Genomic DNA, 25,396 nt, shown 5'->3' on the forward strand with positions numbered 1-25,396 from the left:
TTTAACTTGAAATTATATTTTAAATTCCATTAAATTTAGCTAATTTAAGCTAATGAGTTCCAAAGGATTGATATGAAAATTTTTTTGAGTTACTTCAAAAGTAAGATCATTTTTTATTCTACCCACTACGGCACCTTTTTTAATATTCTTACCAACTTTAATATTAGGAGCAATCTTATCTAAATGTGCGTATATTGTATGTATGCCATTATCATGTTCAACAATAACAACTCGAGCTAACATACTAGTATCTTTGGCAAAAACTATTTTTCCATCTAGCACATTTTTAACAACTGCATCGCTTTTATTGCTTCTTAAAACTACATTCTCGTTAAAAATTTTAAGATTGTAAACAGGATCAACATAATTTCCAAATTTTTGCTTCACAGTAAAAGAATCCAATGGAGCTATGGTTTTTTTTCCTGTGTAACGCTTGACTGAACCTCCTTGATAGCTTGAACCTAATTGCCTTATTTGTTGATTATTTTTTACTATTTTAGTATCATTTTTGCTTGAATTTACATTTTCTTTATCATTAATAATTTTTAATTGATTTAATGTTTTTCTAAGCTCTTCTTGCTGAGCTTGTAAGTCATCGAGTTTTTTTGCATATATGGTTCGATCTGTTTTTTGTTTGTTGATTTCGCTAATTTGTTTTTGTTTTAAACTTTGAAGCTTGGCTAATTGAGCGTTGTAATCCTTAAGACTATCATTGATTTTCTTAATCTGAGCTTGTTTATCATCAATAAGCCTATTTACTCCCTCATAATCTTTAGAAATTTTTAAAATTTCTTCATTTAAAACTTTGTTTAAACTTCCTAAAATTTCAAAAGCCATAAAACTTTCTTCACTTTCAATATAGCCTTGAGGGATAGGTAAATCATAAGCAAAATCTTTAGCCATTAAAGATATAAGCTTACTTTCCATATTTGATTTACTTTTAAGCAAATCTTCATTTTGGCTTGTAAGGGTGTTTAACTCTTGATTTTGAGCCTTAGCGCTTGCTTCAAGCTTAGAAGTTTGTGAATTTAAGCTTTCAATTTGAAAACTTAGATCTTTCAAACTTTTTTCACCATTTAAAATATCGCTAGCCAAATCTTCAAGTTTTTTATTTAACTGTTCTTGTATGCGTTTATTTTCTTCTAAACTTTTTGTTTTTTCATTTATAGCGTTTGCTAAACTTATATCAACAAACAAAAAAAAACAAAAAAAGATAAGAATATTTTTTCTCATCTTTTAACCTTAAACATAACCGTATTTACACACAACAAGCAAATAAACAAAGTAGCTAAAAAAATTAAAGTCAAATGTAAAATAAAATTAATAGGTGGAAAAATAATATCTACAGCCTTTAAACTTTCTTGGATAATAGAAAGATCAAAAATTTGCGTAAAAAAGGCAAGTAAAATAACAAAAGCAATAAAACAATCAACCACAACCACCTTATAAAGCATAAAAGATCTAAACCAAAACGGAGCTCCAAATAAACACATAATTTCAATACGATCGGTATGTTCATAAAGCCAAATTCTCATCTGTTTTAAAAACAAAACAAAGGCAAGCAAAATAATGATAAATAAAAACAACCAAAAAACAAATTTCATCAAAATAAGCAAAGAGTATATCTTATCATGGGTTTTAGAAAAAGTTTCAACCTTACTAACACCTACAATATTTAAAAGTTGATTTTTAATCGAATTTAGTTCATTTTGATCGGGCAAAGAATTTAATTTTAAAGTATAAAATTTCGGCAGAGAATCTTTTAAAACTTTCAAATTCTTTTCAGAAACATCATTTTTCAAACGATCGATTAAACCCTTAGGATCTAAAGATTCAAGTCCAGCAAAAAATGGTACTTTTGTTTTTACTACATTCTGATCAAGTTCAGTTTTGCTGACAACTATAATATTATAATCTTTATTAACAAGTTCTTCATAATGCTTTAAAGTTGCATTTGTAACCAAAATAAATTCAAAAGCAAACATCATAAAAAGTAAAGGTAAAATTAAAGATAAATGTGTTTTAAAAAATTTCATTCATTTTTCCATTTTCTATATTAAAACGACGATAATCCACTCTTAAATTACTAGGAATTCTATGTGTTACCACTATAACACAAGTTCCTAAAAGCTCTCTAGCAGATTTTAAAAGAGTCCATATAATATCAGAAGAATACTCGTCCAAATTTCCCGTTGGCTCATCACAAAGCAAAAGCTTTGGATTATGAGCTAAAGCCCTAGCCATAGCGACGCGTTGTTGCTCACCACCGCTAAGTTGATTAGGCAATTTATCTGCTTTAAAAGTTAAATTTACATGCTTTAAAAGCTTAGCAGCTTGATCATGACATACTTTTTTGCTATAACCTTTAATCATTAAAGGCAACATAACATTTTTTTCAACACTATATTCTTGTACAAGTTTATAATCTTGAAAAATAATCCCTATTCTTTGACGTAATTTTAAAAGTTCTAAATTTCCAATTTTATTCATCAAAGATCCACATACTTCAAGTTTACCAGAAATAGGTTCTAAATCTCCATAAAAAGACTTTAAAAGCGTACTCTTACCACTCCCACTTTTACCCGTAATAAAAACAAAATCATCATCCTTAAAAGCAAAACTCGCTTCTTTAATAACTAGTTCATCATAACCTAAAGTAAGTTTATTTGCTTGGATTAAATTAGGCATCCTTTTTCCTTAATTTCCCTTTTTAAATTTTTAAATTATGCTTTATTTTTGCTTAATTTTCAAGAAAAATTATATTTTAAACTGAACTTTTAAAATTTCTTTTAATTCATTTATCGCTTTAATATTTTCTTGAATTTTAAATGGCTCTTTAAAAGCAAAATCAATCGTTTTATCAAGATGCAAATAACAATGTTCAGGCTTATTAAAAGCTCCAAAAGCAACCTTTAAAAGCAAATTCTCATCTTGTTTATAGATGCTTTCAAAATGCAAGAAAAAATCATCTTTTTTTATAGTAATATTTTTAAAGTTCTGCTCTATTTTTTTCAAATCCTCTTTAGAAAATTCAACCGATGAGAGATTAAATTCATTTAACTCATAGTTTTTACACTCTTGGTTAAAATTCCACACCCAAAGATCATATATATTTTTTTCTTGCTTTTTCCATCTATCTTCATATTTGCTTGAAATTTCTAAATTTTCATTTTTTCTAAGACTAAATTTTGGCGCAGGAAAAGTCAAAAATTGCTCTAAAGTAAAATTAAAATACTCAAAGCTATCTGTTCTAAGCTCAAAACGACCATTTTGAACTAAAACCCTAGCACATTCTTTGCAAAAATCCTTCCCAATAACTCGCCTATGAGGCTTTTTGTCCCAAGGAACAGGAAAATGTAAAAAAATCTTTTCAACTGATTTTGATTTTAATACACTCAATAACAATCTCGCATCACTTTGGATTAGCAAAATATTATTTACATTTTGCGCCTTAGCAAGTTTAGCTACTTGAGTTAAAGCTGGATTGTAAATTTCCACCCCTAAAATTAAAACATTCGGATTTTCTTTTGCTTGATAAAGCAAATGTCTTCCTGATCCAAAGCCTATTTCTATATAAATTTTACCTTGAAGTCTAGATAAAAGTTCATCAAAGTTATCAACGATAAATGGTGTTTTTTCAATTAAAGCATTGTTTTTAAGTCCAAAAGCTTCATTGATAATATCCTCACAAAAACCTTCTTTAAAGATTTTTAAAGCCTTTTGTAGATAACCTATTTTAGAAGGTTTTGTATGTTTATCGCCTTTAATCACAAAACCATTTTGTGCTTTTTTAATCTGCAGAAAAAAACTCTCTTCTTGAACCTTTGTATAAATAAGACTAACATTATCATTCTTAGCAAGCCAAAGAAATTCAACATCATCCTTGCTATAAGGCAGATTCATTTCTTTGATCTTTTTGCTTCTAAAATTTGGCACTACTGAGCCGCCTTAACTTTGCTTGAAGGTTCTGAACGAAGCCCAGCCGAATCAATAGCAATAACTTCATAACTATATTCCACCCCTGGTAAAGCTTTTACATCTTTTAATCGCTTTTCTTTAATGCCTTTAAAAACTGCATTTTGCTCTCCACCATAGCGTCTTACTTCATATTCAACAGCTCTAGTATCATTATCACTCCATTCTAAATTTATCCCTTCGCTTGTGCTTTGAGCCAAAATAATACTAGGAGCCAAAGGATTATCTAAAGTTCTACCCTCTACACCATCTTTTGGCATAGGACTTTCAAGACCATCTTTATCCACTATTGTTACTTTATAATACTTGCTTTTACCTGCTCCTTCTACTATATCCTCATAAGAATTTTTATCAGTCTTTGCCAAAACACTAAAAGGAAGGAAGCTTGAGCTCGTAGAATAAACTTTATAATAAGAAAAATCTTCATATGTAGGAGCATCCCAAGTTAAAATGATTTTATTAGAACCATCTGTGCTAGCACTTAAATGCTCAACTTGAGGGGGTAAAGCCTTGCTTGTAGAACTTACAACTTGACTTGGCTCACTCTTTATCCCATTAAAACTCACAGCAATAATTCTATAACTTGAATTTTCATTAGGTTTTAAATCACTATCGATGTATTCAGCGTTTAAGCGATTTTTTACTTCTGCAATTTTTTTAAATTCTTTATCATCACCTTTAGTTCTTTCAATAATATAAGAATCAACCCTAAAATCAGGATGCGGACGCCAAATAAGTTTAATACGATTAGGCAAATTGGTCACAGCTTGAATAAAAGGAACAGCTTCAAGTCTTGGAGCTGTGCTCACTTCTATAACCTTGCCATCTTCTGAAATTTGTCCTTGCTCATTAAAGCTTTTCATCATATAACGATACTTAGTACCAGGCTCTAATTTAGTATCTACATAATGAGTTTGAAACTTATCTTTAATAGTGCCTACAAGTTTAAAATCAGGATTTTCATCACTAGAACGATACAAATAAAATCCTTTGATATTTTCATTATATAAAGGCTCCCATTCAAAAGCAATATTACTCATATCACTAAGACTTTTTAAACTTTCAACCTTTGGCAAGCTTTCATTTACGGCAGGCTCTTTACTTGAAGCTAGCGAATTCATTTGCGAAACACTACAAGCGCTAAGCAAAAGAGTTAAAAAACTCAAGTAAAAACTCAAGCGAAATCTTTTCATCATTCTCTCCTAAATTAATTTGTTCAAACATAATGTTTTTAAAATCTTCCATCAAAGGTGCTTTAACAAAAATTTGCTCTTTAGTTTTTGGATGGATAAAATACAAAAAATAGGCATGCAACATTATCCTACAATCATACTTACCCTTATAACCATACAAACTATCGCCCAAAATATGGCGATTTAAACTAGCCAAATGCGCTCTAATTTGATGAGTTCTTCCTGTAAAAAGCTTAGCAGCCATCAGAGTTAAATTTTCAGTTTTTACTACATTTATGAAAGCTGATTTTGCATTTTTACTGAATTTATTTTCCTTATCTATGGCTATTTTTTTAATAGCATTAGAAGGCGAACGCATTAAAAATTTTTCTACTATAATTTTATCTTCTTTTAGTGGCAAATCAATTAACGCAAGGTAAATTCTTCCCATGCTTTTATCTGCAAGCTGTTCGCTTAATTTTTGATGGGTGAAGTTATTTTTCGCTATTAGTATAGCTCCGCTTGTATCTTTATCTAATCTATGAACAAGACCAGCTCTTATCTCTCCTCCTAAATTTGATAAAGTATATTTTTTTTCTATTAACCAATCCACCAAAGTGGCATTTTTAACGCTACTTGCTCCATGAACGACTAAATTTGAAGGTTTATTTAAAACAAGCAAGTCTTCATCTTCGTATAACACATCAATATCAAAATCCACTTCAAACTGAGGTTTTATCTCATTGCAAAGCTTTAAACTTGCAATAGAAATAATATCACCATTTTTAAGCTTAAATGAATTTTTATCTTGAATTTTATCATTAACCTGTACGCAATCTTTTTCTATAAGTAAAGCAACTTGATTGCGACTTTGGTTTAATTTTTTAGCCAAAAACACATCAAGCCTTGAATTTTCATCTACTAAAAAAGTTTGCATTTTTTCCTTGGAGGTTTTGATAAATTTAAAATTTTAGTTTATAATTATAGCTTTATATTACCAACTGAAGGCAAATTTTGTTTAGATTAGATAGAAGAATTTTAACTCATTTTGACTATATGCAACCCATTTTATTTTTACCCATAATTCTTATTTCATTTTTCTTGATCTTTGAAGCTAATCCTTTTTTAGCAGAAAAACAGTTTGTTTATGCCTGTGTGGGATTGTTTGCTTTTATGGTTTTTTTCTTCTTTCCTATAAGGAAATTTATTTGGATTATTCCTGTTGCTTATTGGATTAATATTTTTTTATTGCTAAGCGTAGATATTTTTGGGGTTGAAAAATTAGGTGCTAAAAGATGGCTTGAAATTCCTTTTACTCACTTTACTATACAACCTTCTGAAATTTTTAAACCTAGTTTTATTTTAATGCTTGCCTATCTTATTTATCAAAATCCTCCTCCAAAAAATGGATACAAACTTAAACAATTCATCAAACTTAGCTTTTACATCATCTTGCCTTTTTTGCTAATTGCAAAAGAACCTGATTTAGGAAGTGCTATGGTTTTACTACTTGTTGGTTTTGGAGTGCTTTTTATCATGGGAGTTCATTATAAAATTTGGTTAAGTATTGTTATAGCTATAAGTGTTAGCTCTCCTATTATTTATACACATCTTTTAAAACCCTACCAAAAGCAAAGAATTCATGATTTTATTTCAGAAAAACCAAGTTATCAAGTAGCCCAATCAATGATAGCTATTGGAAATGGTGGTTTAACTGGAAAATCTCAAGATGAAGCTACGCAAACTCATTTTAAATTTTTACCTATTTCAACTAGTGATTTTATTTTCGCTTATATGATAGAAAGATTTGGATTTATTGGGGGATTGACATTAATTATATTTTATATTTTACTTATTTTTCATCTACTTAGTTTAAATTATAAACTTAAAGATGATTATTTTACTAGAGTTGCTATTAATTGTGTTGCATTATTTATTTTTATTTATGCGGCAGTAAATATCTCAATGACTATAGGTTTTGCACCAGTAGTTGGGATCCCTTTGCCTTTTTTTAGTTATGGTGGAAGTTCTTTTACTATTTTTATGATTTTTTTTGGAATTTTACAGCATTTAATCACTTTTAGATATTTTTGGATGGATATAAAGGCTAAATAAAATATTTTTAAGCATTAATAAGATATAATTTTATCTTTTAATTCAACTTAGGCGGATTTATAGCTCAGTTGGTTAGAGCAACCGGCTCATAACCGGTTGGTCGCAGGTTCGAGTCCTGCTAAATCCACCATTCTATTATAAGTTATAGACTCTCTCTTTAAAATAATAATTTTTAGTCCTTTAAATATTTCGGTCTTGTGTAAAAAAATATGTGATGTGATTTTTTGAAAGATAAAGTGGTGGTTAGAGGCAGAATCGAACTGCCGACACGCAGATTTTCAGTCTGCTGCTCTACCGACTGAGCTATCCAACCACTTTAGTTTGATAAAGTAAAAATGTAATTGTATCTTTTTTTCTTTAATTTAAGTTTAAATACAAAAATAAAATTTTATTTCCCTTAAAGTTTTAATAAGATAGAATACCCGCTTTAGATCATTATCAAATGGAAATTTTTTGAAACAATTTGGATTAGATAGACGAACTTTTAAAATTTTACTAGCTGGTTATATTATTATTGCATTGTTTGGGGCTTTATTGCTACATTCAAGCTGGGCACATACAACTCCTATTGATTTTTTAGATGCCTTTTTTACAAGCACATCTGCTGTTAGTATGACAGGATTAGCAGTTAAGAACACTGCGGTTGATTTTACCTTAGCAGGACAAATTATTATCTTAGCTTTGGTACAAATTGGAGGCTTGGGATATATGGGTATAGGTTTGTTTGTTTATATACTCATACGCAAAAAAGTGGGATTTAGTGCAAGAAATTTACTAAAAGAGTCTTTATTTTATCCATCAATGGATGGTTTATTTAAATTTTTTAAAAAGGTTTTACTGTTCATTTTTACTATAGAATTGATAGGTGCTATACTTCTTACCATGCGTTTTGCCCTTGAAATGAATTTTAAGAAAGCTTTATGGTTTGGAATTTTTCATTCTATTAGCGCTTTTAATAATTCTGGGTTTACCATATTTGAACATGGACTTATAGCTTACAAACATGATATAGCAATTAATCTTATTATCACTTCTTTGATTATTATTGGAGGGCTTGGATATTTTGTTTTGGTTGAATTATACTTTTTTCAAAGAAAAAAATTGCAAAATTTAAGCCTACATACAAAAATGGTTGTTGTTGCAAGTATTTTTCTTATTTTCTCTTCAACGCTTATTATTTTTGCTTTTGAATACTCAAATCCTCAAACTATAGGACATTTTTCATTTTTTGATAAAATTTTAAGCTCATATTTTATCGCTATTAATTACCGCACAGCAGGATTTAACACCTTAGATATGGGACATTTGCATGATGCGAGCTTATTTTTTGGATCATTGTTTATGGTTATTGGTGGTGCACCAGGAGGAACAGCTGGGGGTATGAAAGTAACAACTGTAATGGTTTTATTGCTCTATGCTTATTGGAGTATCCGAGATGGAAGAGTTAGAATTTTTGGACATGAAATTCCAAGAGAAACTATATCTAAAGCTTTTATTATAGCTGTAGGTTCAGCTGTTTATATAGTAATAGCTGTTATTTTGCTTTCCTTGCTAGAGTCAAATTTTGATTTTATAGCCTTACTTTTTGAAACTTCTTCAGCTTTTGCAACGGTAGGAATTTCGGTAGGAAATGGTGGAACTTTATCTTTATGCGCTTTGTTTAGCGATCCTAGCAAGGTGATTATCATCATTATGATGCTAAGTGGCAGGATAGGTGTTTTTGCTTTTTTACTCTCGGTATTCAAACAAGACAAAGCTATTCATTTAAAATTCCCTGAAGGAAAGGTTAATTTATAAAGGTAAAATCGTGAAAAATCTTAATTATGGAATTATAGGACTTGGAAAATTTGGCTCAGTTGTAGCAGATGAACTCATTGCTGGAGGTCATACTGTTATCGTTGCGGATAAAGATGAGGAAACTTTAAAAAGTATACAAAATCCTCCAAGCTATGCTTATATTTTAGATTCTACAAATATTTCAGCTCTAAAAGAAGCAGGCTTTCATGATGTTGAAGTTGTTATTGTTAGCATAGGAGAAAATGTTGAAAAATCAATCCTTACTCTTATGGCACTTAAAGATATAGGCGTTAAAAACATCATTGCTAAAGCAACCTCTAATATCCATGGTCAAATTCTTTCTAAGTTAGGCGCAACAAAGGTTATTTATCCTGAAAAAGAAAGCGCTAAAAGACTGGTAAAAGAATTTTTAACCAAAGATGCCGATTATGAAGTTTTTGATCTTTCAGCAAATACTATACGAGCTATTAAGATCAATATAGATGAAAAATTAGCAGGAAATTCTTTAAAACATGTAGCACAAAATATGAAAGTGATTTCTTATAAAAAATTAAATAGCGACTGGGAAATACTGCCTGATTTAGAAACCACTACAGTTTATAGCGGAGATGTTGTAATACTCCTTGGAACAGTTAAAGAACTTAGAGAATTCGAATACTAATCAAGATTTAAAGCCTTGCAAGCCTTTACAAAACGCTTTAAGGCTGTTTTTTCTTTAGTAGAAATTTTATGATATATAACTTCATCTAAATAATATCTAACATCTTTTATATCCAAATCCCTTGTTTTGGCATAATTTTGCAGTATATAATAAGGAATTTTAATCTTTGTTTTTGGAAATTTTTTCAAAATTTGTTTATATAAAGCTTTTTTTTGCACACAAGAGAATCTAGCAAAAACAAAAGGCAACCCTGTTTTTTCGTGCCATTTTGCACATAAATCGATATATTTAGAAGAATCTTTTAGATAAAGCTTTAAAGCCTTATCACCTATAATTACTTTTCCATCTTGTTTTAATACTTTAGCTAAAGCATTTGAAGTTGCTGAACTTGGATCTTTAGCATTTGATGTATTTTTTTCTACTAAAACACTTAAAACTCTTTTATTAGCACAGATACCCAAATCTAAATTTTTATATTTTTTTCTAGCACTTTCTATGCTTGAAATGATAGCTGCATCAATTCTTCTATAAAATAAATCTTTATTTAGCTTACTTGGAACTCCTTTTTTATACTCCATGCTTGCTTTATGACCATTAGGTAAGGGATATTTCTTAAGATATATATGTAAAGGCAAAAGATTAATATAATCAATTTTTCCAAAAATCATCTCTTTTAAAGAGTGTTAAACACTCTATCTCCTGCATCTCCAAGTCCTGGTATAATATAACCTTTTTCATTTAAACCTTCATCAATACAAGCCACAAAAACTTCTACATCATCATGCATTTGGCTAAATTTTTGCAAACCTTGTGGAGTAGCAAGTATGGATATAAATTTTATTTTTTTAACTCCTTGGCTTTTTAAAAAATTACAAGCCTCTATAGCAGTTCCACCTGTAGCAAACATAGGATCTATGACAATAGCGGTGCGTTGTTTTGCATCTTTGGGAAGTTTTTGAAAATAAAAATCCGCCTTTAAAGTTTCTTCATTTCTTACAAATCCCAAAAATCCAACACTTGCATCAGGAATCATCTTAAAAACACTTTCAAGCATTCCTAATGCAGCTCTTAAAATAGGGCAAATCATAATTTTTTCATCAAGTTTTTTTACTGTAGTTTTTTGTATAGGTGTTGAAATTTCAATTTCTTTTAAAGAAAAATCTTTACTCGCTTCAAAAAGTAAAAAAGATGAAATTTCATCGATTAACATGCGAAATTGAAAGGGCTTTGTCTCTTTAGCCCTTAAAATTCCTAATTTATGTTCGATCAATGGATGATTGATACAATGAATATTTTTCATTTTAAGCTTTCAAAATAAGCTTTCTCGTTAAAATTTTTTACCTTAGCCACACCATCTTTTACCGCAACTGCTGCTACAGCTGTACTTACTGCAGCTTTTACTCTTTCATCAAAAGGTTTTGGTATGACATAATCTCTTCCAAATTCTAAAGCGCTTAAATTATAAGCCTTTTTAACCGCATCACTTACAGGAAGTTTTGCAAGATCTGCTAATGCTTTAGCAGCAGCTACTTTCATATTTTCAGTGATTTTACTTGCACGCACATCTAAAGCCCCGCGAAAAATAAAAGGAAAACCTAAAACATTATTGATTTGATTTGGATAATCACTTCTTCCTGTTCCTACAATCGCATCTTTTCTAAGTCTAGCCACATCTTCAGGCATCACTTCAGGGATAGGATTTGCCAAAGCAAAAATTACAGGATCTTTTGCCATACTTAAAACCATTTCATCATCAAGAATTTTTGGCGCACTAAGTCCTAGGAAAACATCAGCTCCTTTTAAAACTTCTTTTAAAGTCTTTTCCTTAGAATCAACAGCAAATTCAAGCTTTTGAGGAGTTAAATCATTTCTATCCTTAGAAACAACACCTTTGCTATCTACTAAAATAATATTTTCGACCCCTAAATTTCTATACATCTTAGCGCTTGCTATACCTGCGGCACCTGCGCCACTTACAACCACCTTAATGTCTTTAAATTTTTTACCGCTTATCTCCATAGCATTCATAAGTCCCGCAGTTGAAATAATAGCCGTTCCATGCTGATCATCATGCATTACAGGAATTCCTAAATCTTGTAAAGCCGCTTCAATTTCAAAACATTTTGGAGCAGCTATATCTTCTAAATTTATCCCACCCACAGTCGGAGCCAAAGCTTTGCAAAAATTTACAATCTCTTCCACACTATGAACATCAATTTCTATATCATAAGCATTAACATTTGCAAATTTTTTAAACAAACAAGCCTTACCTTCCATAACAGGTTTTGAAGCCTGTGCTCCTATGTTTCCAAGTCCTAAAACAGCAGAACCATCGCTAACTATAGCTACCAAATTAGCCTTATTTGTATAAGTATAAGCAAGCTCATTATCTTTAGCGATTTCAAGGCAAGGTTCTGCAACTCCTGGGCTATACGCCAAAGATAGATCATAACTTGTAGCCATTGGCTTACTTGGCACAATATCAATTTTCCCACCTAAATGGTATTTTAAAGCTTCTTCTTTTAAATTCATTTTATTTTCCTCTAACTTTTAAAAAATTTTCTATTCTTTTTTTACACTCATCAACCCCTAAAAATTCTAATACTTCAAAAATACTAGGACTTACCGCACTCCCTGTTAAAGCTATGCGTATAGGCTGAGCCAAATCTTTTAACTTTGCTTCTTTTTTTTCTAAAAAATCATTTGTAAAATCTTCAAAATCTTTACCTGTTTTTTGATCTTTAAGTGTATTAGCAAATGCTTGGAGCAATTCTAAATTATTTTCGTTAACAAATTTTTGCACTGCATTTTCATCATAATTTTGCGGCGTATTAACTATGCTTTTTGCACCATTGATAATATCATGCAAGGTTTTTGCACGCTCTCTTAATAAATCAAGTAAAAATCCTGCCTTTTCATAAACAGATAAATCAAAACCAAGATCTTTAAGCTGACGGTTAATCTCTTCAAAAGGTAAAGTTTTAATATAATGAGTATTAAGCCATTCAAGCTTTTTAGCATTATAACAAGATGCGCTTTTATTAATATGATAAGGATCAAAAAGTTTTTTCAAATCTTCTAGCGAAAATACCTCATCATCACCATGACTCCAACCTAAACGCACAAGAAAATTAAGCAAAGCTTGAGGTAAAATTCCCATTTCTTTGTATTCCATAACATCAGTTGCCCCATGTCTTTTTGAAAGCTTTTTACCATCTTCTCCATGTATCATAGCCACATGAAAAAATTTAGGAATTTTAAAACCCAATGCTTCATAAAGTACAATTTGTTTAGGAGTATTTGAAAGATGATCATCCCCACGAATCACATCACTTACTCCCATTAAAGCATCATCAATAACAACAGTAAAATTATAAGTTGGAGTTCCATCACTTCTTGCAATGATAAAATCATCCATTATATCCTCTGCTTTAAATTTTACCTCGCCTTTAATCCCATCTTCAAAAATAATCTCGCCGCTTTGAGGTGCTTTAATACGCACAACAGGTTCTATACCCTGAGGTGGCGTGCCTTTAAATTCTCTATATCTTCCATCATATCTTGGGCGCTCTTTGGCGGCTTCTTGCTTGGCGCGTAATTCTTCTAATTCTTCTTTACTCATATAACAATAATACGCCTTGTCTTCATCTAAAAGCTTTTTGACATATTCTTTATAAAGATCAAAACGCTCTGATTGGTAAGTTACTTCTCCATCATGTTCTAAACCGCACCATTTAAAAGCTTCGATAATTGCTTTAGTAGCTTCTTTGGAATTTCTTTTTAAATCCGTATCTTCAATACGAAGTAAAAAATTTCCACCATTTTTTCTAGCGTATAAATAATTATAAAGAGCTGTTCTAAGTCCACCTATGTGCAAATACCCTGTTGGGCTTGGAGCAAAACGCGTTGTAAGTTTTTCGTGCATTTTTTGCCTTTTCTTAAATTTTTATTGATATAATGCGATATTTATACTTAAATAAAGGTTTGAAATGAAAAAAATTTTATTAAGTTTTGCATTTTTTGCAAGTTTAGCTAGTGCAAATACCATTAATGCTATAGCTGTAATTGTAGACAAAGAGCCTATCACGACTTATGATATAGATCAAACTATGAAAGCACTTAAAATTGATAGAAATAAAGCTTTAGGCATACTCATCAATGAAAAAATGGAAATTTCACAAATGAAACAACTGGGTATTGTAGTCAATGAACTAGAGCTTGACGATGCTATAAATAAAATGCTTGCTCAAAACAAAACTACTTTAAATGCTTTCAAAGCAAATTTAAAATCCAAAAATCAAAGCTATGAACAATTTCGTGCAAATTTAAAAAAAGATTTAGAAAAAAGAAAGCTTTATGAAAAAATCGTAAGTATGGCAAAAACTGATTTTAGTGATGATGGAGCAAAAAAATTTTTCGAACAAAATAAAGATAAATTCACTTTTTATACACAAATTAATGTAAATATTTATTTATCAAACAATCCTCAAACTTTAGAAAATATCAAAAATACAAAAAAAACAATCCTTAAACCACAAAATGCATCTTTAAACACAAGCAATGCCGATCCAAGACTTTTAGGGCTTTTATCGCAAATTCCTGTTGGAGGCTTTTCCCCTGTTTTAAATGGAAAAAATGGCTATGAACTTTATGAAGTTAAAAGCAAAGATGGAGCACAAACTCCTGAATATGAGCAAGTTAAAAATGAAGTTTTAAACGCTTATGTAAGCGAACAAAGACAAAATTTCATACAGGATTATTTTGATAAACTCCGCTCTAAAATCAATATAGAATATTTAAGATAAAAACTACAATTAAAATTTCCCTTTAATAGGGAAATTTTAATGTCTTGCAAGATAATTTGTATCGTAGTTATTGTTAATAAAATCAGGATTTTCCATCATAGAAAGATGGAAATCTTTGGTTGTTTTTATCCCACTTATAAGTAACTCATCTAAAGCTACTTTCATTTTTGCAATAGCTTTATTGCGATCTTCTGCCCAAACTACAAGCTTACCTATCATAGAATCATAATAAGGGGGCACGCTATAGTCTTGATAACAATGACTTTCCATTCTGACATTGCGTCCTGCGGGTGGAATGTATTTAGTAATCTTGCCTGGACTTGGCAAGAAAGTTTTAGAATCTTCTGCCGTGATTCTACACTCTATAGAATGCCCATTTAATTTAATACTTTCTTGAGATGGTAAGGCATAACCTTCTGCTACCTTAATCATTTGTTCTATGATATCAATCCCACTTACCATTTCACTTACACAGTGTTCAACTTGCAAACGTGTATTCATTTCTATAAAATAAAAGTCTAAATTTTTATCAACTAAAAACTCAAAAGTTCCCGCACCTTCATATCCTATAGCTTTGGCTGCCTTAATAGCAGTTTCATGAAGCCTAGTGCGTGTTTTTTCATCAAGCAAAATCGCGGGAGATTCTTCGATAAGTTTTTGATGGCGTCTTTGCATAGAACAATCTCTTTCACCCACATGAATCACATTACCAAAACTATCTCCTATAACCTGCACTTCTATATGGCGTGGATTTTGAATGTATTTTTCCATATACATAGTTCCATCACCAAAAGCTGTCATAGCCTCGCTTTCAGCTGACCAATACGCTTTTTCAAGATCTTTTTCATTTTCCACCACACGCATGCCACGGCCGCCACCGCCAGCAGCTGCTTTTAAAATCACAGGATAGCCTATTTCTTTAGCAAGTTTTTTAGCTGCTTCAGCTCCTGCTAAAGCCCCATCGCTTCCTGGGATTACAGGCACACCTGCTCTTTGCATTACTTGTTTAGCTTTTGATTTATCACTCATTAAATTCATAGCTTCTACAGAAGGACCTATAAATTTGATGTTATGTTTAGCACAAATTTCAACAAAATTTTGATTTTCACTTAAAAATCCATATCCTGGAAAAATCGCATCTGCTTCAGCAATTTCAGCTGCTGTAATAATAGCTGGGATATTTAAATAACTTTCAGAACTTCTTGCTTTTCCTATACAAATGCTTGCATCAGCGTATTTTAAATATAAAGCATCTTTATCTGCTTCAGAATACACACAAATTGCTTTTTTACCCATTTCTTTAATCGTTCTTAAAGCGCGTAGTGCTATTTCTCCACGATTAGCAATTAATATGCTTTTAATTTCCATTTTATAATTTCTCCACCGCAAATAAAGGCATTCCAAATTCTACAGGCTGACCATCAGCAACTAAAATTTCAGCGATCCTGCAATCAAATTCCGCTTCAATTTCATTCATGATTTTCATCGCTTCGATAATAGCTATAGTATCGCCTTTTTTAACCGTGCTACCCACTTTTACAAAAGGTGCTGCACCTGGGCTTGGAGCTTGATAGAAAGTTCCCACCATAGGGCTGTTTATACTTGGCTTGTTTGATTTTGCATTTTGGCTAGGTTGAGCTTCATTTACAACACTTACATTGATAGGTTGTGGAGCTGGAACTGGAGGACAAACAGGAGCTGGAACATCGCAACACATATCTCTTTCAAGTTCTATTTCAAAACCATCTTGTTCTTTGATCTTAATTTTACTAATATTTGCTTCAGCAAAAAGGTTTACTAACTCTTTAATTTCTTCTTTTGTCATAAAATTCTCCTAAAATTTAAGAACTTAATCTTGTATTATATAAAAAAACTTAAAATTTAACTTTAAAAAAGAAAAAAATCATAAAAAATATAGATTTTTTAGGTTATAATCCTTATAAAAAATTACAAATATTAAAAGGTTAAAAATGGGCTTAAAAGCAGATAACTGGATAAGAAAAATGGCATTAGAATACAAGATGATCGAGCCATTTTGCGAAGCAAATATAGGAAAAGGAGTAATAAGCTATGGACTTTCAAGTTATGGCTACGATATACGCGTAGGGCGTGAGTTTAAAATTTTTACCAATGTTAATTCAACCGTAGTAGATCCAAAAAATTTCGTAGAAGAAAATGTAGTAGATTTTGAAGGTGATGTATGTATAGTTCCTGCAAATTCTTTTGCCCTAGCTAGAACTATAGAGTATTTTAAAATGCCTGATGATGTTTTAGCTATTTGTCTTGGCAAAAGCACTTATGCAAGATGTGGTATCATCGTCAATGTTACTCCTTTTGAACCAGGTTTTGAAGGACATATCACTATAGAGATTTCAAACACTACACCTTTACCTGCAAAAATTTATGCCAATGAAGGCATAGCACAAGTGTTGTTTTTACAAGGCGATGAAAAATGTGATACCACTTATAAAGACAAAAAAGGCAAGTATCAAGCCCAAACTGGCATAACCTTGCCAAGAATTTTAAAATAGGAACACTTGTTGCTTTAATTTTAAAAAAACTTAAGCAAAGGAAGGCAAAATGTTTAACAAAAAAAATATCTTAATCACAGGCGGAACAGGCTCTTTTGGAAAAACCTATACTAAGGTTTTGCTAGAAAATTATAAACCTAATAAAATCATCATTTATTCTCGTGATGAGCTTAAACAATTTGAAATGGCAAGCGTTTTTAACGCTCCTTGTATGCGTTATTTCATAGGAGATGTAAGAGATAAAGAGCGTTTAAGTGTTGCTATGCGTGATGTGGATTTTGTTATACATGCTGCTGCGATGAAGCATGTGCCTATTGCTGAATATAACCCTATGGAATGTATAAAAACAAACATACACGGTGCGCAAAATGTCATCGACGCTTGTTTTGAAAATGGAGTTAAAAAATGTATCGCTCTTAGTACAGATAAGGCTTGCAATCCTGTAAATTTATACGGTGCAACTAAACTTGCAAGCGACAAACTTTTTGTCGCTGCAAACAATATAGCAGGCAACAAACAAACACGCTTTGGTGTTACAAGATATGGCAATGTTGTAGGTTCAAGAGGTTCAGTAGTGCCTTTCTTTAAAAAACTCATCAGCGAAGGAGCTAAAGAACTTCCTATCACCGATACAAGAATGACTCGTTTTTGGATCAGCCTTGAAGATGGAGTGAAATTTGTGCTGAGTAATTTTGAAAGAATGCATGGAGGAGAAATTTTCATCCCTAAAATTCCTTCTATGAAAATCACCGATCTAGCCCATGCTTTAGCTCCTCATTTAAGCCATAAAATCATAGGTATAAGAGCAGGAGAAAAATTACATGAAATCATGATTTCAAGCGATGATAGTCATTTAACCTACGAATTTGAAAACTACTATGCTATAAGCCCGAGTATTAAACTTGTGGATAAAGATAATGACTTTAGCATTAATGCCCTAGGCGAAAAAGGGCAAAAAGTAAAAGATGGTTTTTCTTATAGCTCGGATAATAATCCTTTATGGGCAAGCGAAAAAGAACTTTTAGAAATCATCAATCACACTGAAGGTTTTTAAAATGCTTACTTATTCTCATCAAAACATCGATCAAAGCGATATAGATACACTTATAAAAGCCCTAAAAGATGAAATTTTAACAGGGGGTAAAAAGGTAGATGAATTTGAAGAAGCCCTTTGTGAATATGTGGGCGTAAAACACGCTTGTGTATTAAACTCAGCTACTTCAGCCCTTCATCTTGCTTACACAGCACTAGGTGTCAAAGAAAAAATCGTTTTAACCACTCCTTTAACCTTCGCTGCTACGGCTAATGCAGCCTTAATGGCTGGGGCTAAGGTAGAGTTTATCGACATTAAAAACGATGGCAATATCGATGAAAAAAAACTAGAAGCAAGACTTTTAAAAGATAGCGAAAATATAGGAGCTATTAGCGTAGTGGATTTTGCGGGTAATAGCGTTGAAATGGATGAAATTTCAAACCTTGCTAAAAAATACAATATCCCTTTAATCGATGATGCAAGTCATGCTTTAGGCGCTTTGTATAAAAGTGAAAAAGTAGGAAAAAAAGCTGATCTTTCTATCTTTTCTTTTCACCCTGTTAAGCCTATTACCACCTTTGAAGGTGGGGCTGTGGTGAGTGATAATGAAGAGCTTGTCGCTAAAATCAAGCTTTTAAGAAGCCATGGCATAATTAAAAAAAGGCTTTGGGATAGCGATATGGTAGAACTTGGCTATAATTACCGCTTAAGCGATGTTGCTTGTGCTTTAGGGATAAACCAGCTTAAAAAACTCGATCACAATCTTAAAAAAAGAGAAGAAATCGCAAGTTTTTATGATAAGGAATTTGAAAGAAATCCGTATTTCTCCACGATAAAAATCAAAGATTATAAAAAAAGCTCGAGACATTTATATCCTATTTTGCTTTTTCCTGAATTTTATTGTCAAAAAGAAGAACTTTTTGAAAGCTTACTTCATGCAGGAATTGGTGTACAGGTGCATTACAAACCTACTTATGAGTTTAGTTTTTATAAAAAACTCTTAGGAGAAATAAAACTTCAAAATGCGGATAATTTTTACAAAGCCGAGCTTAGCATACCTTGTCATCAAGAAATGAATCTAAAGGATGCAAAATTTGTAAAAGATACTTTATTTAGCATTCTTGAAAAAGTTAAAAAGGGATATTGTGGATAAGCTAGACTTTAGAAGTCAAGATTTTAGCCAAACTGGAAAGGCTATGTATGAACTAGCTTGTGAACTTTTTCCTATCCCTAGAAGTATCACAGGGCAAGGTTTTAGAGATAGCTTAGAAATTTTAAATAAAACTCTGGGCGGGGGGGGGATACTCAAATTTCACTCTATAAAAAGTGGTACAAAGGTTTTTGACTGGATAGTCCCTGATGAATGGAACGCCAAAGAAGCCTATATCATCACTCCAGAAGGAGAAAAAATTTGTGATTTTAAAAAGCATAATCTACACCTTCTAAACTATAGCGAAGCTATCGATAAAGAAATCGAACTAGAAGAACTTCAAGATCATCTTTACTCCATAGAAGAAATGCCCGATGCTATTCCTTATGTAACGAGTTATTACAAAAGGCGTTGGGGATTTTGTCTCACGCATAATGAAAGAAAAAAACTTAAAAAAGGCAAATACAAAGTTTATATCGATGCAAAACATGATGAAAATGGGGTTTTAGACTATGCTGATTTTATCCTACCTAGTACGCAAAATTCAAAAGATGAAATTTTAATTTCAACCTATCTTTGTCATCCTTCCATGGCAAATAACGAGCTTAGTGGCCCTGTGGTGGCTATTTTCCTAGCAAAATGGCTTTTGAGTTTAAAAGAAAGAAAATATAATTACCGCTTTGTCATCATCCCTGAAACCATAGGCTCTATAGTCTATCTTAGTAAACATTTAGAACATTTAAAAAAACATGTTAAAGCAGGCTTTGTGCTTTCTTGCTTAGGCGATGATCATGCTTACTCACTCATACACACACCTAAAGAAAATACTCTAAGCGATAAAGTTGCACTGCATACGCTTAAAAATAAAGAAAATTTCAAAGCTTTTAGTTTTTTAGATCGTGGAAGCGATGAAAGGCAATACAATGCTCCGCTTGTAAATCTTGGCATAGTAGGAGTATGTCACACAAGATACGGTGACTATGATGGATATCATAACTCAAAAGACGATCTCAATTTTATCTCTGAAAAAGGTTTAATGGGTGGACTTCAAAGTATGCAAGAAATGATTTTAAATCTAGAAATCAACGCCGTATATGAAAACACCATAGTATGCGAACCCAATCTTGGCAAAAGAGGACTATATCATACCCTTAGTACTGCCAATGACATTCCTTTGGCTTGTAATTTTCTAGCTTACTGTGACGGAGAGAATGATATCATCGATATAGCCAATATCTTAAATATGCAAGCTTATGAATTTAAAGAACTTTTGGAAAAAATAAAATTTTATGGACTAGTAAAATGAAATATTTTTTAGAACACAATGGCAAAAAATACTCCGATAAAGATTTAATAGATGCTTTTTATCAACTAGGTATAAAAAGAGGCGATATTTTATGCGTACATACAGAACTTTTTAACTTTGGCATACCTTTGCTTTCTAGAAATGAATTTTTACAGACTATACTCAATTGCTTTTTTGAAGTTATAGGCAAAGAAGGCACTTTGATCATGCCAACTTTTACTTATAGTTTTTGCAAAAATGAAGTTTATGACAAAATAAATTCCAAAACAAAAATGGGAGCATTAAATGAATATTTTCGCAAACAAACAGGAGTAAAACGCACAAACGATCCTATATTTTCTTTTGCTATAAAAGGAGCAAAAGAAGAATTATTTTTAAAAGATACAACAAGTTGTTTTGGGGAAAATTGTGTTTATGAGGTTTTAACTAAAGAGAATGGAAAATATATGCTTTTTGGCACTACAACTGGACATACTTTAACACATCATATCGAAGAAGAGTGTCAAGTGGAATATAGATATTTTAAAAATTTTAAAGGCACACTAATAGATGAGCAAAAAATTAGTTATAATACAAATATAAAATTTTATGTAAGATATTTGGATAGAAATTCTTTACCAAATGTTGATAATATAAATTATATTACAAAACAAACCAAAAATTTTAAATATAATAATTTCGGGGGTGCGACTATATATTTATTTAATGCAAAAGAATACAAACAAGCAATAAAAAATGCTTTAATTGAAAATAAAAACATTTTTATATTACAGGAATAACATGGAAAAACAATTTTATGAAATTTTAGAGAATATACTTGAAACCAAAGTAGATGAAAATACAAATTTAAGCATGGAAAACTGCAAGAACTGGACTTCTTTAGCTCATATTGATATCATCATGAGTTTAGAAGAAGAATTTGAAATCAAATTTAGCAAAGATGAATTAAGTCAGCTAAAATCTCAAAATGAACTTTTAAAAGCTATTAAGGAGAAATTATGTTAAAAAATACTAAAAAACTATTTAAACTCATAGAAGAAAAAAATGCTTTACATAAAAAATGTTTAGATGGATTGCAACTTTCAGATGAAGAATATAATGATTTAGAAAAACTTATCATCTATTATAAAGATACATTAAACATCAATCTAGAAGAACAAGCTAAAAGTTATATAGTTGTACTCAATGACACTCTAGAAGAAACTAAATATTTTATAGAATTTGGAAAATATAGATATAGCACTTTAGCAGAAGTAAAAAATATGGTATATTTCAATGAAAATTATATGAAGCAATACATGGTGGGACTTGCTATATCTTCTTTTATTTGGAATGCTCATATTGAAGTTAGAAGATATTTTGCTAAATATATAGATAAAAAACAAGATCGAAAAAGCACTTATCTTGAAATCGGTCCTGGTCATGGAGAATTTTTTGTTAAAGCACTAAGAAGTCAAAAATTTATAGAATATTATGGAATAGATATTTCTCCTATAAGTTGTCAAATGAGCAAAGATATGGTAGAAAATCAATTTGGAGCAATTAATCAAAATAATTTTAAATGTGATTTTATATGTAAAGATTTCACTAAATGCAATTTCAACAATAAAGCAGATTTAGTTGTAATGGGAGAAGTCTTGGAGCATGTAGAACAACCTTTACAGTTTATGAAAGATGTAAAAACTTTACTGAATGATGGTGGAGAAATTTTTGCAACCATCCCTATCAACGCTCCTGCTATTGACCATATTTATTTATTTTCCCATCCTGATGAAGTTAAAGATTTGCTTAAAAATGCAGGTTTAAAAATCAAAGAATGCGAATATTTTATGGCAAATAATTATTCTTTAGAAAAAGCATTAAAAACAAAAAATGCCATTGTTATGGCAGTGGTTTTGGAAAAATAATGAATCTTTTTTCACCTCATTTAAAACGCAATGAGCTTATAAAATTTGCCAAAGAGTTAGACTTTAGTAAAAGTCAAGATCTTCTTATTAATATCCATAGAAATCATGCTTTTGAAGGAGTGCAAAGCATCATTGCTCCTTTTTTACATTTTGCTAATTTAAGAGCTGAGTTTAATTTCAGCTCTTATGATGATAGCTTGAGTTTTGATAACTTTAAAGAAGCTAGTTTAGAACTTTTATGGCTAGATTTAACCCGCTATAAAAATAATGTGCAAAATTTTATAGAAGAAAGACTTTTAGAACTAAGAAAAATTTCACAAAACCCTATTTTAGTTCTTAGTTTAGGAGAATTTAAAACAGATAAAAAAATTTTAAATTGTGAAATTTTGAACATAGAAAAACTCATAAAAGAGTATTTTGATGAAAAAGATATTTTAGACTTAGCTAAAGAAGAACTTACAGGCTCTAAGCTTAATAATAAAGCCTTGATTTTTTTAGCACAAATTTTAGGACTTAGTCTCATCCCTGCACTTGTAAAACCCGCTCTTAAAGCTCTTGTACTTGATCTTGATAATACCTTGTATCAAGGAATTTTAGGTGAAGAGGGTATAGATAATCTTAATTTAAGTCCTTTGCACAAAACCTTACAAGAAAAAATTAAAACTTTTAAAAAACAAGGGTTTTTACTTGCCCTAGCTTCAAAAAATGAAGAAAAAGACGCAAAAAAACTTTTTGAAATAAGGAAAGATTTCATCTTACAATGGGATGATTTTGATGCTAGAATGATCAATTGGGAGTCAAAAGGTGAAAATATCTTAAAAATTGCTAAAAAATTTAATATAAATACTAACGCTATGCTTTTTATAGATGATAATATCGCCGAGCTTGAAAATACCAAATTTACAGGTGTTAAAACACTTTTATGCGATGAAAATATACTTTATAAAATCAAGCTTTTTCCTAATCTTTTAAAACTTTCAAATACCAAAGAAGATCAAATTCGTGCCAAAGATATAGCAGCCAATGCTTTAAGAGACGAGCTTAAAAGTTTAAGCGATGAAGAATATTTTCAAAATCTTGAAATCAGCTTAGATTTTAGCAAAAATGATCTGCAAAATATCCCTCGCATTAGCGAACTTTTAGGCAAAACTAATCAATTTATCGCTAATTACACACGCTTAAATCAAGAAAAAGTCGCACAACACATGCAAAAAGAGCTCATTGTAAGTGTGAGCATGAGTGATAAATTAAGCGATAGTGGGATTATCGCTATTTTTGTTTTTTCTTGCAAAGAAGGAAAATTATTTATCAATGATCTTTGCATTTCTTGCAGAGCTTTAGGTAGAAAACTTGAAACTCGAATGTTTTTTAAAGCCTTTGAACTAGCTTTAAATTTCTTTGATCTTAAAAACAATAATGCAAGGCTTTATTATCAAAAAGGCGAAAGAAATATGCCATTTTTAAGCTTTTTAGAACAAATTTCTAAAGAAATTGAAAAAAACTCAGCCCTTGTTTCATTTCAAAATTTAAATTTTAAAGGACTTATAATCCATGAAAACTAGATTTGATAAAGCCAAAATTTCAGGCATTTGCGTAAGCATACCTGAACATAAAATTTGCATTGATGATGAGTTAGAAAGCGTTTTTTCAAACGATATCAAAACCCTTAAAAGAATGAAAAAAGTCATAGGTTTAAACACGCGTTATATTTGCGATGAAAACACTTGTGTAAGCGATCTTGGAAAACACGCAGCCAATACACTTTTACAAGGTTTAAATATAGATAAAAATAGCCTTGATGCACTCATCGTAGTAACTCAAAGTCCTGATTTTTTCATGCCTTCTACGGCTTGTTATTTGCATCAGCTTTTAAATTTAAGCTCTAAAACCATAGCTTTTGATTTAGGACAAGCTTGTGCAGGGTATTTATACGGCTTATTTGTCGCTCATTCTTTAATACAAAGTGGCTTAGGTAAAATTTTACTCATTTGTGGGGATACTTTAAGCAAATTCATCCATCCTAAAAATATGAATTTAGCCCCTATTTTTGGCGATGGAGTAAGCGCAACTTTGATTGAAAAAACGGATTTTAATGAAGCCTTTTTTGAACTTGGAAGCGATGGAAGACATTTTGATAAACTCATCATTCCAAAAGGTGCGATGAGAATACCTAAAGCAGATATTTTTAACGATGATTCGCTCATGCAAACTGAGGAGTTTAGACAATTAGAAAATCTTTACATGGACGGAGCAAATATTTTTAATATGGCTTTAGAATGCGAACCTAAAAGCTTTAAAGAAATTTTAGAATTTTCCAAGGTAGAAGAAAAAGACATTGCTTTTCATCTTTTTCATCAATCTAATGCGTATTTGGTTGATTGTATTAAAGAAGAGTTAAAACTTAATGATGATAAAGTTCCTAATTTCATCATGGAAAAATACGCTAATTTAAGCGCTTGTTCACTACCTGCTCTACTTTGCGAACTAGATACTCCAAAAGAATTTAAAGCGAGTTTAAGTGCTTTTGGTGCAGGGCTTAGCTGGGGAAGTGCGGTGCTAAATTTCAAGGATTTATACACAAAAGATATTTTAATTTACACAAAGGAGAAATAATGACAAAAACTGAATTTTTAGAAGAGCTTAAAGAAGCTATGCATAGAGATGAAGACTTAAATGAAGATATGCTACTTGATGATATAGACGAGTGGGATAGTTTGGCTTTTGTATCTGTGATGGTGCTTTATAAAAATCTTTTTGCTTTAAAAATCACAGCCGAGGACTTGAAAAATTGTCAAAAAGTGAGTGATTTAATCGATTTAGCAAAGCTTGATTAAAACCTTTAAGGTTTTAATCTTTTATCGTTAATTCAAATTTATCTCCCACATCTTTAAAAGTAAACACTTTATTTCCACAAGGATAAGAGATGGAATTTTCTTGCATGAAA

General features: G+C 31.0%; 27 protein-coding genes and 2 tRNA genes. 15 read left to right on the plus strand and 14 right to left on the minus strand.

The window, feature by feature from the left end:
• Positions 1-39: 39 nt before the first annotated feature.
• The 6 genes from AJN70_RS09025 to AJN70_RS09050 all read right to left on the minus strand — a co-directional run bounded on the left by AJN70_RS09025 (position 40) and on the right by AJN70_RS09050 (position 6,084).
• Positions 40-1,233: a murein hydrolase activator EnvC family protein gene (locus AJN70_RS09025; RefSeq protein ID WP_070242765.1), complete on the minus strand. Its 1,194-nt coding sequence runs from the start codon at positions 1,231-1,233 to the stop codon at positions 40-42.
• A complete protein-coding gene (locus tag AJN70_RS09030) occupies positions 1,230-2,036 on the minus strand; it encodes an ABC transporter permease (protein ID WP_002860478.1) in 807 nt (268 codons plus the stop codon). The genes AJN70_RS09025 and AJN70_RS09030 overlap by 4 nt, the downstream gene beginning before the upstream one ends.
• A complete protein-coding gene (locus tag AJN70_RS09035) occupies positions 2,023-2,688 on the minus strand; it encodes a cell division ATP-binding protein FtsE (protein ID WP_002856386.1) in 666 nt (221 codons plus the stop codon). The genes AJN70_RS09030 and AJN70_RS09035 overlap by 14 nt, the downstream gene beginning before the upstream one ends.
• A gap of 69 nt (positions 2,689-2,757) precedes the next feature.
• Complete coding sequence (gene trmB / locus AJN70_RS09040) at positions 2,758-3,936, minus strand: tRNA (guanosine(46)-N7)-methyltransferase TrmB (RefSeq protein ID WP_053872704.1); 1,179 nt, start codon at positions 3,934-3,936, stop codon at positions 2,758-2,760.
• The gene (locus AJN70_RS09045) at positions 3,936-5,171 is read right to left on the minus strand and encodes a fibronectin type III domain-containing protein (protein WP_074470159.1); all 1,236 of its coding nucleotides are present in this window, start codon (positions 5,169-5,171) and stop codon (positions 3,936-3,938) included. The genes trmB and AJN70_RS09045 overlap by 1 nt, the downstream gene beginning before the upstream one ends.
• The gene (locus AJN70_RS09050; protein ID WP_070275058.1) at positions 5,116-6,084 is read right to left on the minus strand and encodes an RluA family pseudouridine synthase; all 969 of its coding nucleotides are present in this window, start codon (positions 6,082-6,084) and stop codon (positions 5,116-5,118) included. The genes AJN70_RS09045 and AJN70_RS09050 overlap by 56 nt, the downstream gene beginning before the upstream one ends.
• A 77-nt stretch (positions 6,085-6,161) precedes the next feature.
• On the opposite strand from AJN70_RS09050, the gene AJN70_RS09055 reads away from it, so the two are divergent.
• Both AJN70_RS09055 and AJN70_RS09060 read left to right on the plus strand, forming a co-directional pair.
• On the plus strand, positions 6,162-7,262 hold the full coding sequence (locus AJN70_RS09055; protein ID WP_044780131.1) for an FtsW/RodA/SpoVE family cell cycle protein: 1,101 nt from the start codon (positions 6,162-6,164) through the stop codon (positions 7,260-7,262).
• Between the two features lie 53 nt (positions 7,263-7,315).
• Positions 7,316-7,392: transfer RNA gene (locus AJN70_RS09060), tRNA-Ile, on the plus strand.
• Positions 7,393-7,499: 107 nt separating this feature from the next.
• Here AJN70_RS09060 and AJN70_RS09065 read toward each other — a convergent pair.
• Positions 7,500-7,575 (minus strand) — tRNA-Phe (locus tag AJN70_RS09065).
• A 140-nt stretch (positions 7,576-7,715) separates the two neighbouring features.
• Between AJN70_RS09065 and AJN70_RS09070 the strand changes: the two genes are divergently transcribed.
• Positions 7,716-9,059, plus strand: coding sequence for a TrkH family potassium uptake protein (locus AJN70_RS09070; protein ID WP_044778992.1), 1,344 nt, complete (start codon positions 7,716-7,718; stop codon positions 9,057-9,059).
• Between the two features lie 10 nt (positions 9,060-9,069).
• Positions 9,070-9,720 (plus strand): potassium channel family protein, encoded by a 651-nt coding sequence (locus AJN70_RS09075; protein WP_002861975.1) that lies wholly within the window; start codon positions 9,070-9,072, stop codon positions 9,718-9,720.
• On the opposite strand, the gene AJN70_RS09080 is transcribed toward AJN70_RS09075, so the two are convergent.
• Genes AJN70_RS09080 through gltX form a run of 4 tightly spaced genes read right to left on the minus strand, consistent with a single transcriptional unit; the run spans position 9,717 to position 13,645 of the window.
• Positions 9,717-10,388 carry a menaquinone biosynthetic enzyme MqnA/MqnD family protein gene (locus AJN70_RS09080; RefSeq protein WP_070285136.1) on the minus strand — a complete coding sequence of 224 codons (672 nt, stop codon included), beginning with the start codon at positions 10,386-10,388 and terminating at the stop codon, positions 9,717-9,719. The two genes, AJN70_RS09075 and AJN70_RS09080, sit on opposite strands and share 4 nt — an antisense overlap.
• Before the next feature lie 5 nt (positions 10,389-10,393).
• Positions 10,394-11,020 (minus strand): uracil phosphoribosyltransferase, encoded by a 627-nt coding sequence (gene upp, locus AJN70_RS09085; RefSeq protein WP_002861977.1) that lies wholly within the window; start codon positions 11,018-11,020, stop codon positions 10,394-10,396.
• Positions 11,017-12,252 carry a malic enzyme-like NAD(P)-binding protein gene (locus AJN70_RS09090; protein WP_070287542.1) on the minus strand — a complete coding sequence of 412 codons (1,236 nt, stop codon included), beginning with the start codon at positions 12,250-12,252 and terminating at the stop codon, positions 11,017-11,019. The genes upp and AJN70_RS09090 overlap by 4 nt, the downstream gene beginning before the upstream one ends.
• A 1-nt stretch (position 12,253) precedes the next feature.
• A complete protein-coding gene (gltX, locus tag AJN70_RS09095; protein ID WP_044780588.1) occupies positions 12,254-13,645 on the minus strand; it encodes a glutamate--tRNA ligase in 1,392 nt (463 codons plus the stop codon).
• 64 nt (positions 13,646-13,709) lie between these two features.
• Between gltX and salC the strand changes: the two genes are divergently transcribed.
• A complete protein-coding gene (gene salC, locus AJN70_RS09100; RefSeq protein ID WP_070295731.1) occupies positions 13,710-14,525 on the plus strand; it encodes a peptidylprolyl isomerase SalC in 816 nt (271 codons plus the stop codon).
• Positions 14,526-14,561: 36 nt separating this feature from the next.
• Here salC and AJN70_RS09105 read toward each other — a convergent pair whose 3' ends face one another.
• Together AJN70_RS09105 and accB are read right to left on the minus strand one after the other, a co-directional pair.
• On the minus strand, positions 14,562-15,893 hold the full coding sequence (locus tag AJN70_RS09105) for an acetyl-CoA carboxylase biotin carboxylase subunit (protein ID WP_002854112.1): 1,332 nt from the start codon (positions 15,891-15,893) through the stop codon (positions 14,562-14,564).
• Position 15,894: 1 nt separating this feature from the next.
• Positions 15,895-16,350, minus strand: coding sequence for an acetyl-CoA carboxylase biotin carboxyl carrier protein (gene accB, locus AJN70_RS09110; RefSeq protein ID WP_002861982.1), 456 nt, complete (start codon positions 16,348-16,350; stop codon positions 15,895-15,897).
• 145 nt (positions 16,351-16,495) lie between these two features.
• On the opposite strand from accB, the gene dcd reads away from it, so the two are divergent.
• The 10 genes from dcd to AJN70_RS09160 are packed head-to-tail and all read left to right on the plus strand — an operon-like array spanning position 16,496 to position 25,286.
• Entirely contained in the window at positions 16,496-17,056 is a 561-nt protein-coding gene (dcd, locus tag AJN70_RS09115) for a dCTP deaminase (protein ID WP_002861983.1), read from the plus strand.
• Positions 17,057-17,105: 49 nt separating this feature from the next.
• Positions 17,106-18,110, plus strand: coding sequence for a UDP-N-acetylglucosamine 4,6-dehydratase (inverting) (pseB, locus tag AJN70_RS09120; protein WP_070295732.1), 1,005 nt, complete (start codon positions 17,106-17,108; stop codon positions 18,108-18,110).
• Position 18,111: 1 nt separating this feature from the next.
• Positions 18,112-19,242 carry a UDP-4-amino-4,6-dideoxy-N-acetyl-beta-L-altrosamine transaminase gene (gene pseC / locus AJN70_RS09125; protein ID WP_002861985.1) on the plus strand — a complete coding sequence of 377 codons (1,131 nt, stop codon included), beginning with the start codon at positions 18,112-18,114 and terminating at the stop codon, positions 19,240-19,242.
• On the plus strand, positions 19,235-20,545 hold the full coding sequence (locus AJN70_RS09130) for a DUF4910 domain-containing protein (RefSeq protein ID WP_070295735.1): 1,311 nt from the start codon (positions 19,235-19,237) through the stop codon (positions 20,543-20,545). The genes pseC and AJN70_RS09130 overlap by 8 nt, the downstream gene beginning before the upstream one ends.
• Positions 20,542-21,324 (plus strand): AAC(3) family N-acetyltransferase, encoded by a 783-nt coding sequence (locus tag AJN70_RS09135; RefSeq protein WP_070292653.1) that lies wholly within the window; start codon positions 20,542-20,544, stop codon positions 21,322-21,324. The genes AJN70_RS09130 and AJN70_RS09135 overlap by 4 nt, the downstream gene beginning before the upstream one ends.
• 1 nt (position 21,325) lies before the next feature.
• Positions 21,326-21,550 (plus strand): acyl carrier protein, encoded by a 225-nt coding sequence (locus AJN70_RS09140; RefSeq protein WP_002793953.1) that lies wholly within the window; start codon positions 21,326-21,328, stop codon positions 21,548-21,550.
• Complete coding sequence (locus tag AJN70_RS09145) at positions 21,544-22,452, plus strand: class I SAM-dependent methyltransferase (RefSeq protein WP_002788411.1); 909 nt, start codon at positions 21,544-21,546, stop codon at positions 22,450-22,452. Before AJN70_RS09140 ends, AJN70_RS09145 begins: the two co-directional genes overlap by 7 nt.
• The gene (locus tag AJN70_RS09150) at positions 22,452-24,014 is read left to right on the plus strand and encodes an HAD family hydrolase (protein ID WP_070295733.1); all 1,563 of its coding nucleotides are present in this window, start codon (positions 22,452-22,454) and stop codon (positions 24,012-24,014) included. The genes AJN70_RS09145 and AJN70_RS09150 overlap by 1 nt, the downstream gene beginning before the upstream one ends.
• Positions 24,004-25,065 carry a beta-ketoacyl-ACP synthase III gene (locus AJN70_RS09155; protein WP_070295734.1) on the plus strand — a complete coding sequence of 354 codons (1,062 nt, stop codon included), beginning with the start codon at positions 24,004-24,006 and terminating at the stop codon, positions 25,063-25,065. Before AJN70_RS09150 ends, AJN70_RS09155 begins: the two co-directional genes overlap by 11 nt.
• On the plus strand, positions 25,065-25,286 hold the full coding sequence (locus AJN70_RS09160; protein ID WP_002786077.1) for an acyl carrier protein: 222 nt from the start codon (positions 25,065-25,067) through the stop codon (positions 25,284-25,286). The genes AJN70_RS09155 and AJN70_RS09160 overlap by 1 nt, the downstream gene beginning before the upstream one ends.
• Before the next feature lie 13 nt (positions 25,287-25,299).
• Here the strand turns inward: AJN70_RS09160 and AJN70_RS09960 are convergent.
• On the minus strand, positions 25,300-25,396 hold a 97-nt coding region (locus AJN70_RS09960; RefSeq protein ID WP_261670036.1), incomplete at its 5' end, for a DUF2920 family protein.

It is taken from the genome of Campylobacter sp. BCW_4341 (genome assembly GCF_001764255.1).
Taxonomy (GTDB): Bacteria; Campylobacterota; Campylobacteria; order Campylobacterales; family Campylobacteraceae; genus Campylobacter_D; species Campylobacter_D jejuni.

Bases quoted from the DNA above. Each gene is read 5' to 3' on its own strand.
- AJN70_RS09025 (WP_070242765.1), bottom strand. From the start codon at position 1,233: ATGAGAAAAAATATTCTTATCTTTTTTTGTTTTTTTTTGTTTGTTGAT.
- AJN70_RS09030 (WP_002860478.1), bottom strand. From the start codon at position 2,036: ATGAAATTTTTTAAAACACATTTATCTTTAATTTTACCTTTACTTTTT.
- AJN70_RS09035 (WP_002856386.1), bottom strand. From the start codon at position 2,688: ATGCCTAATTTAATCCAAGCAAATAAACTTACTTTAGGTTATGATGAA.
- AJN70_RS09045 (WP_074470159.1), bottom strand. From the start codon at position 5,171: ATGATGAAAAGATTTCGCTTGAGTTTTTACTTGAGTTTTTTAACTCTT.
- AJN70_RS09050 (WP_070275058.1), bottom strand. From the start codon at position 6,084: ATGCAAACTTTTTTAGTAGATGAAAATTCAAGGCTTGATGTGTTTTTG.
- AJN70_RS09080 (WP_070285136.1), bottom strand. From the start codon at position 10,388: ATGATTTTTGGAAAAATTGATTATATTAATCTTTTGCCTTTACATATA.
- upp (WP_002861977.1), bottom strand. From the start codon at position 11,020: ATGAAAAATATTCATTGTATCAATCATCCATTGATCGAACATAAATTA.
- AJN70_RS09090 (WP_070287542.1), bottom strand. From the start codon at position 12,252: ATGAATTTAAAAGAAGAAGCTTTAAAATACCATTTAGGTGGGAAAATT.
- gltX (WP_044780588.1), bottom strand. From the start codon at position 13,645: ATGCACGAAAAACTTACAACGCGTTTTGCTCCAAGCCCAACAGGGTAT.
- salC (WP_070295731.1), top strand. From the start codon at position 13,710: ATGAAAAAAATTTTATTAAGTTTTGCATTTTTTGCAAGTTTAGCTAGT.
- AJN70_RS09105 (WP_002854112.1), bottom strand. From the start codon at position 15,893: ATGGAAATTAAAAGCATATTAATTGCTAATCGTGGAGAAATAGCACTA.
- accB (WP_002861982.1), bottom strand. From the start codon at position 16,350: ATGACAAAAGAAGAAATTAAAGAGTTAGTAAACCTTTTTGCTGAAGCA.
- dcd (WP_002861983.1), top strand. From the start codon at position 16,496: ATGGGCTTAAAAGCAGATAACTGGATAAGAAAAATGGCATTAGAATAC.
- pseB (WP_070295732.1), top strand. From the start codon at position 17,106: ATGTTTAACAAAAAAAATATCTTAATCACAGGCGGAACAGGCTCTTTT.
- pseC (WP_002861985.1), top strand. From the start codon at position 18,112: ATGCTTACTTATTCTCATCAAAACATCGATCAAAGCGATATAGATACA.
- AJN70_RS09135 (WP_070292653.1), top strand. From the start codon at position 20,542: ATGAAATATTTTTTAGAACACAATGGCAAAAAATACTCCGATAAAGAT.
- AJN70_RS09140 (WP_002793953.1), top strand. From the start codon at position 21,326: ATGGAAAAACAATTTTATGAAATTTTAGAGAATATACTTGAAACCAAA.
- AJN70_RS09145 (WP_002788411.1), top strand. From the start codon at position 21,544: ATGTTAAAAAATACTAAAAAACTATTTAAACTCATAGAAGAAAAAAAT.
- AJN70_RS09150 (WP_070295733.1), top strand. From the start codon at position 22,452: ATGAATCTTTTTTCACCTCATTTAAAACGCAATGAGCTTATAAAATTT.
- AJN70_RS09155 (WP_070295734.1), top strand. From the start codon at position 24,004: ATGAAAACTAGATTTGATAAAGCCAAAATTTCAGGCATTTGCGTAAGC.
- AJN70_RS09160 (WP_002786077.1), top strand. From the start codon at position 25,065: ATGACAAAAACTGAATTTTTAGAAGAGCTTAAAGAAGCTATGCATAGA.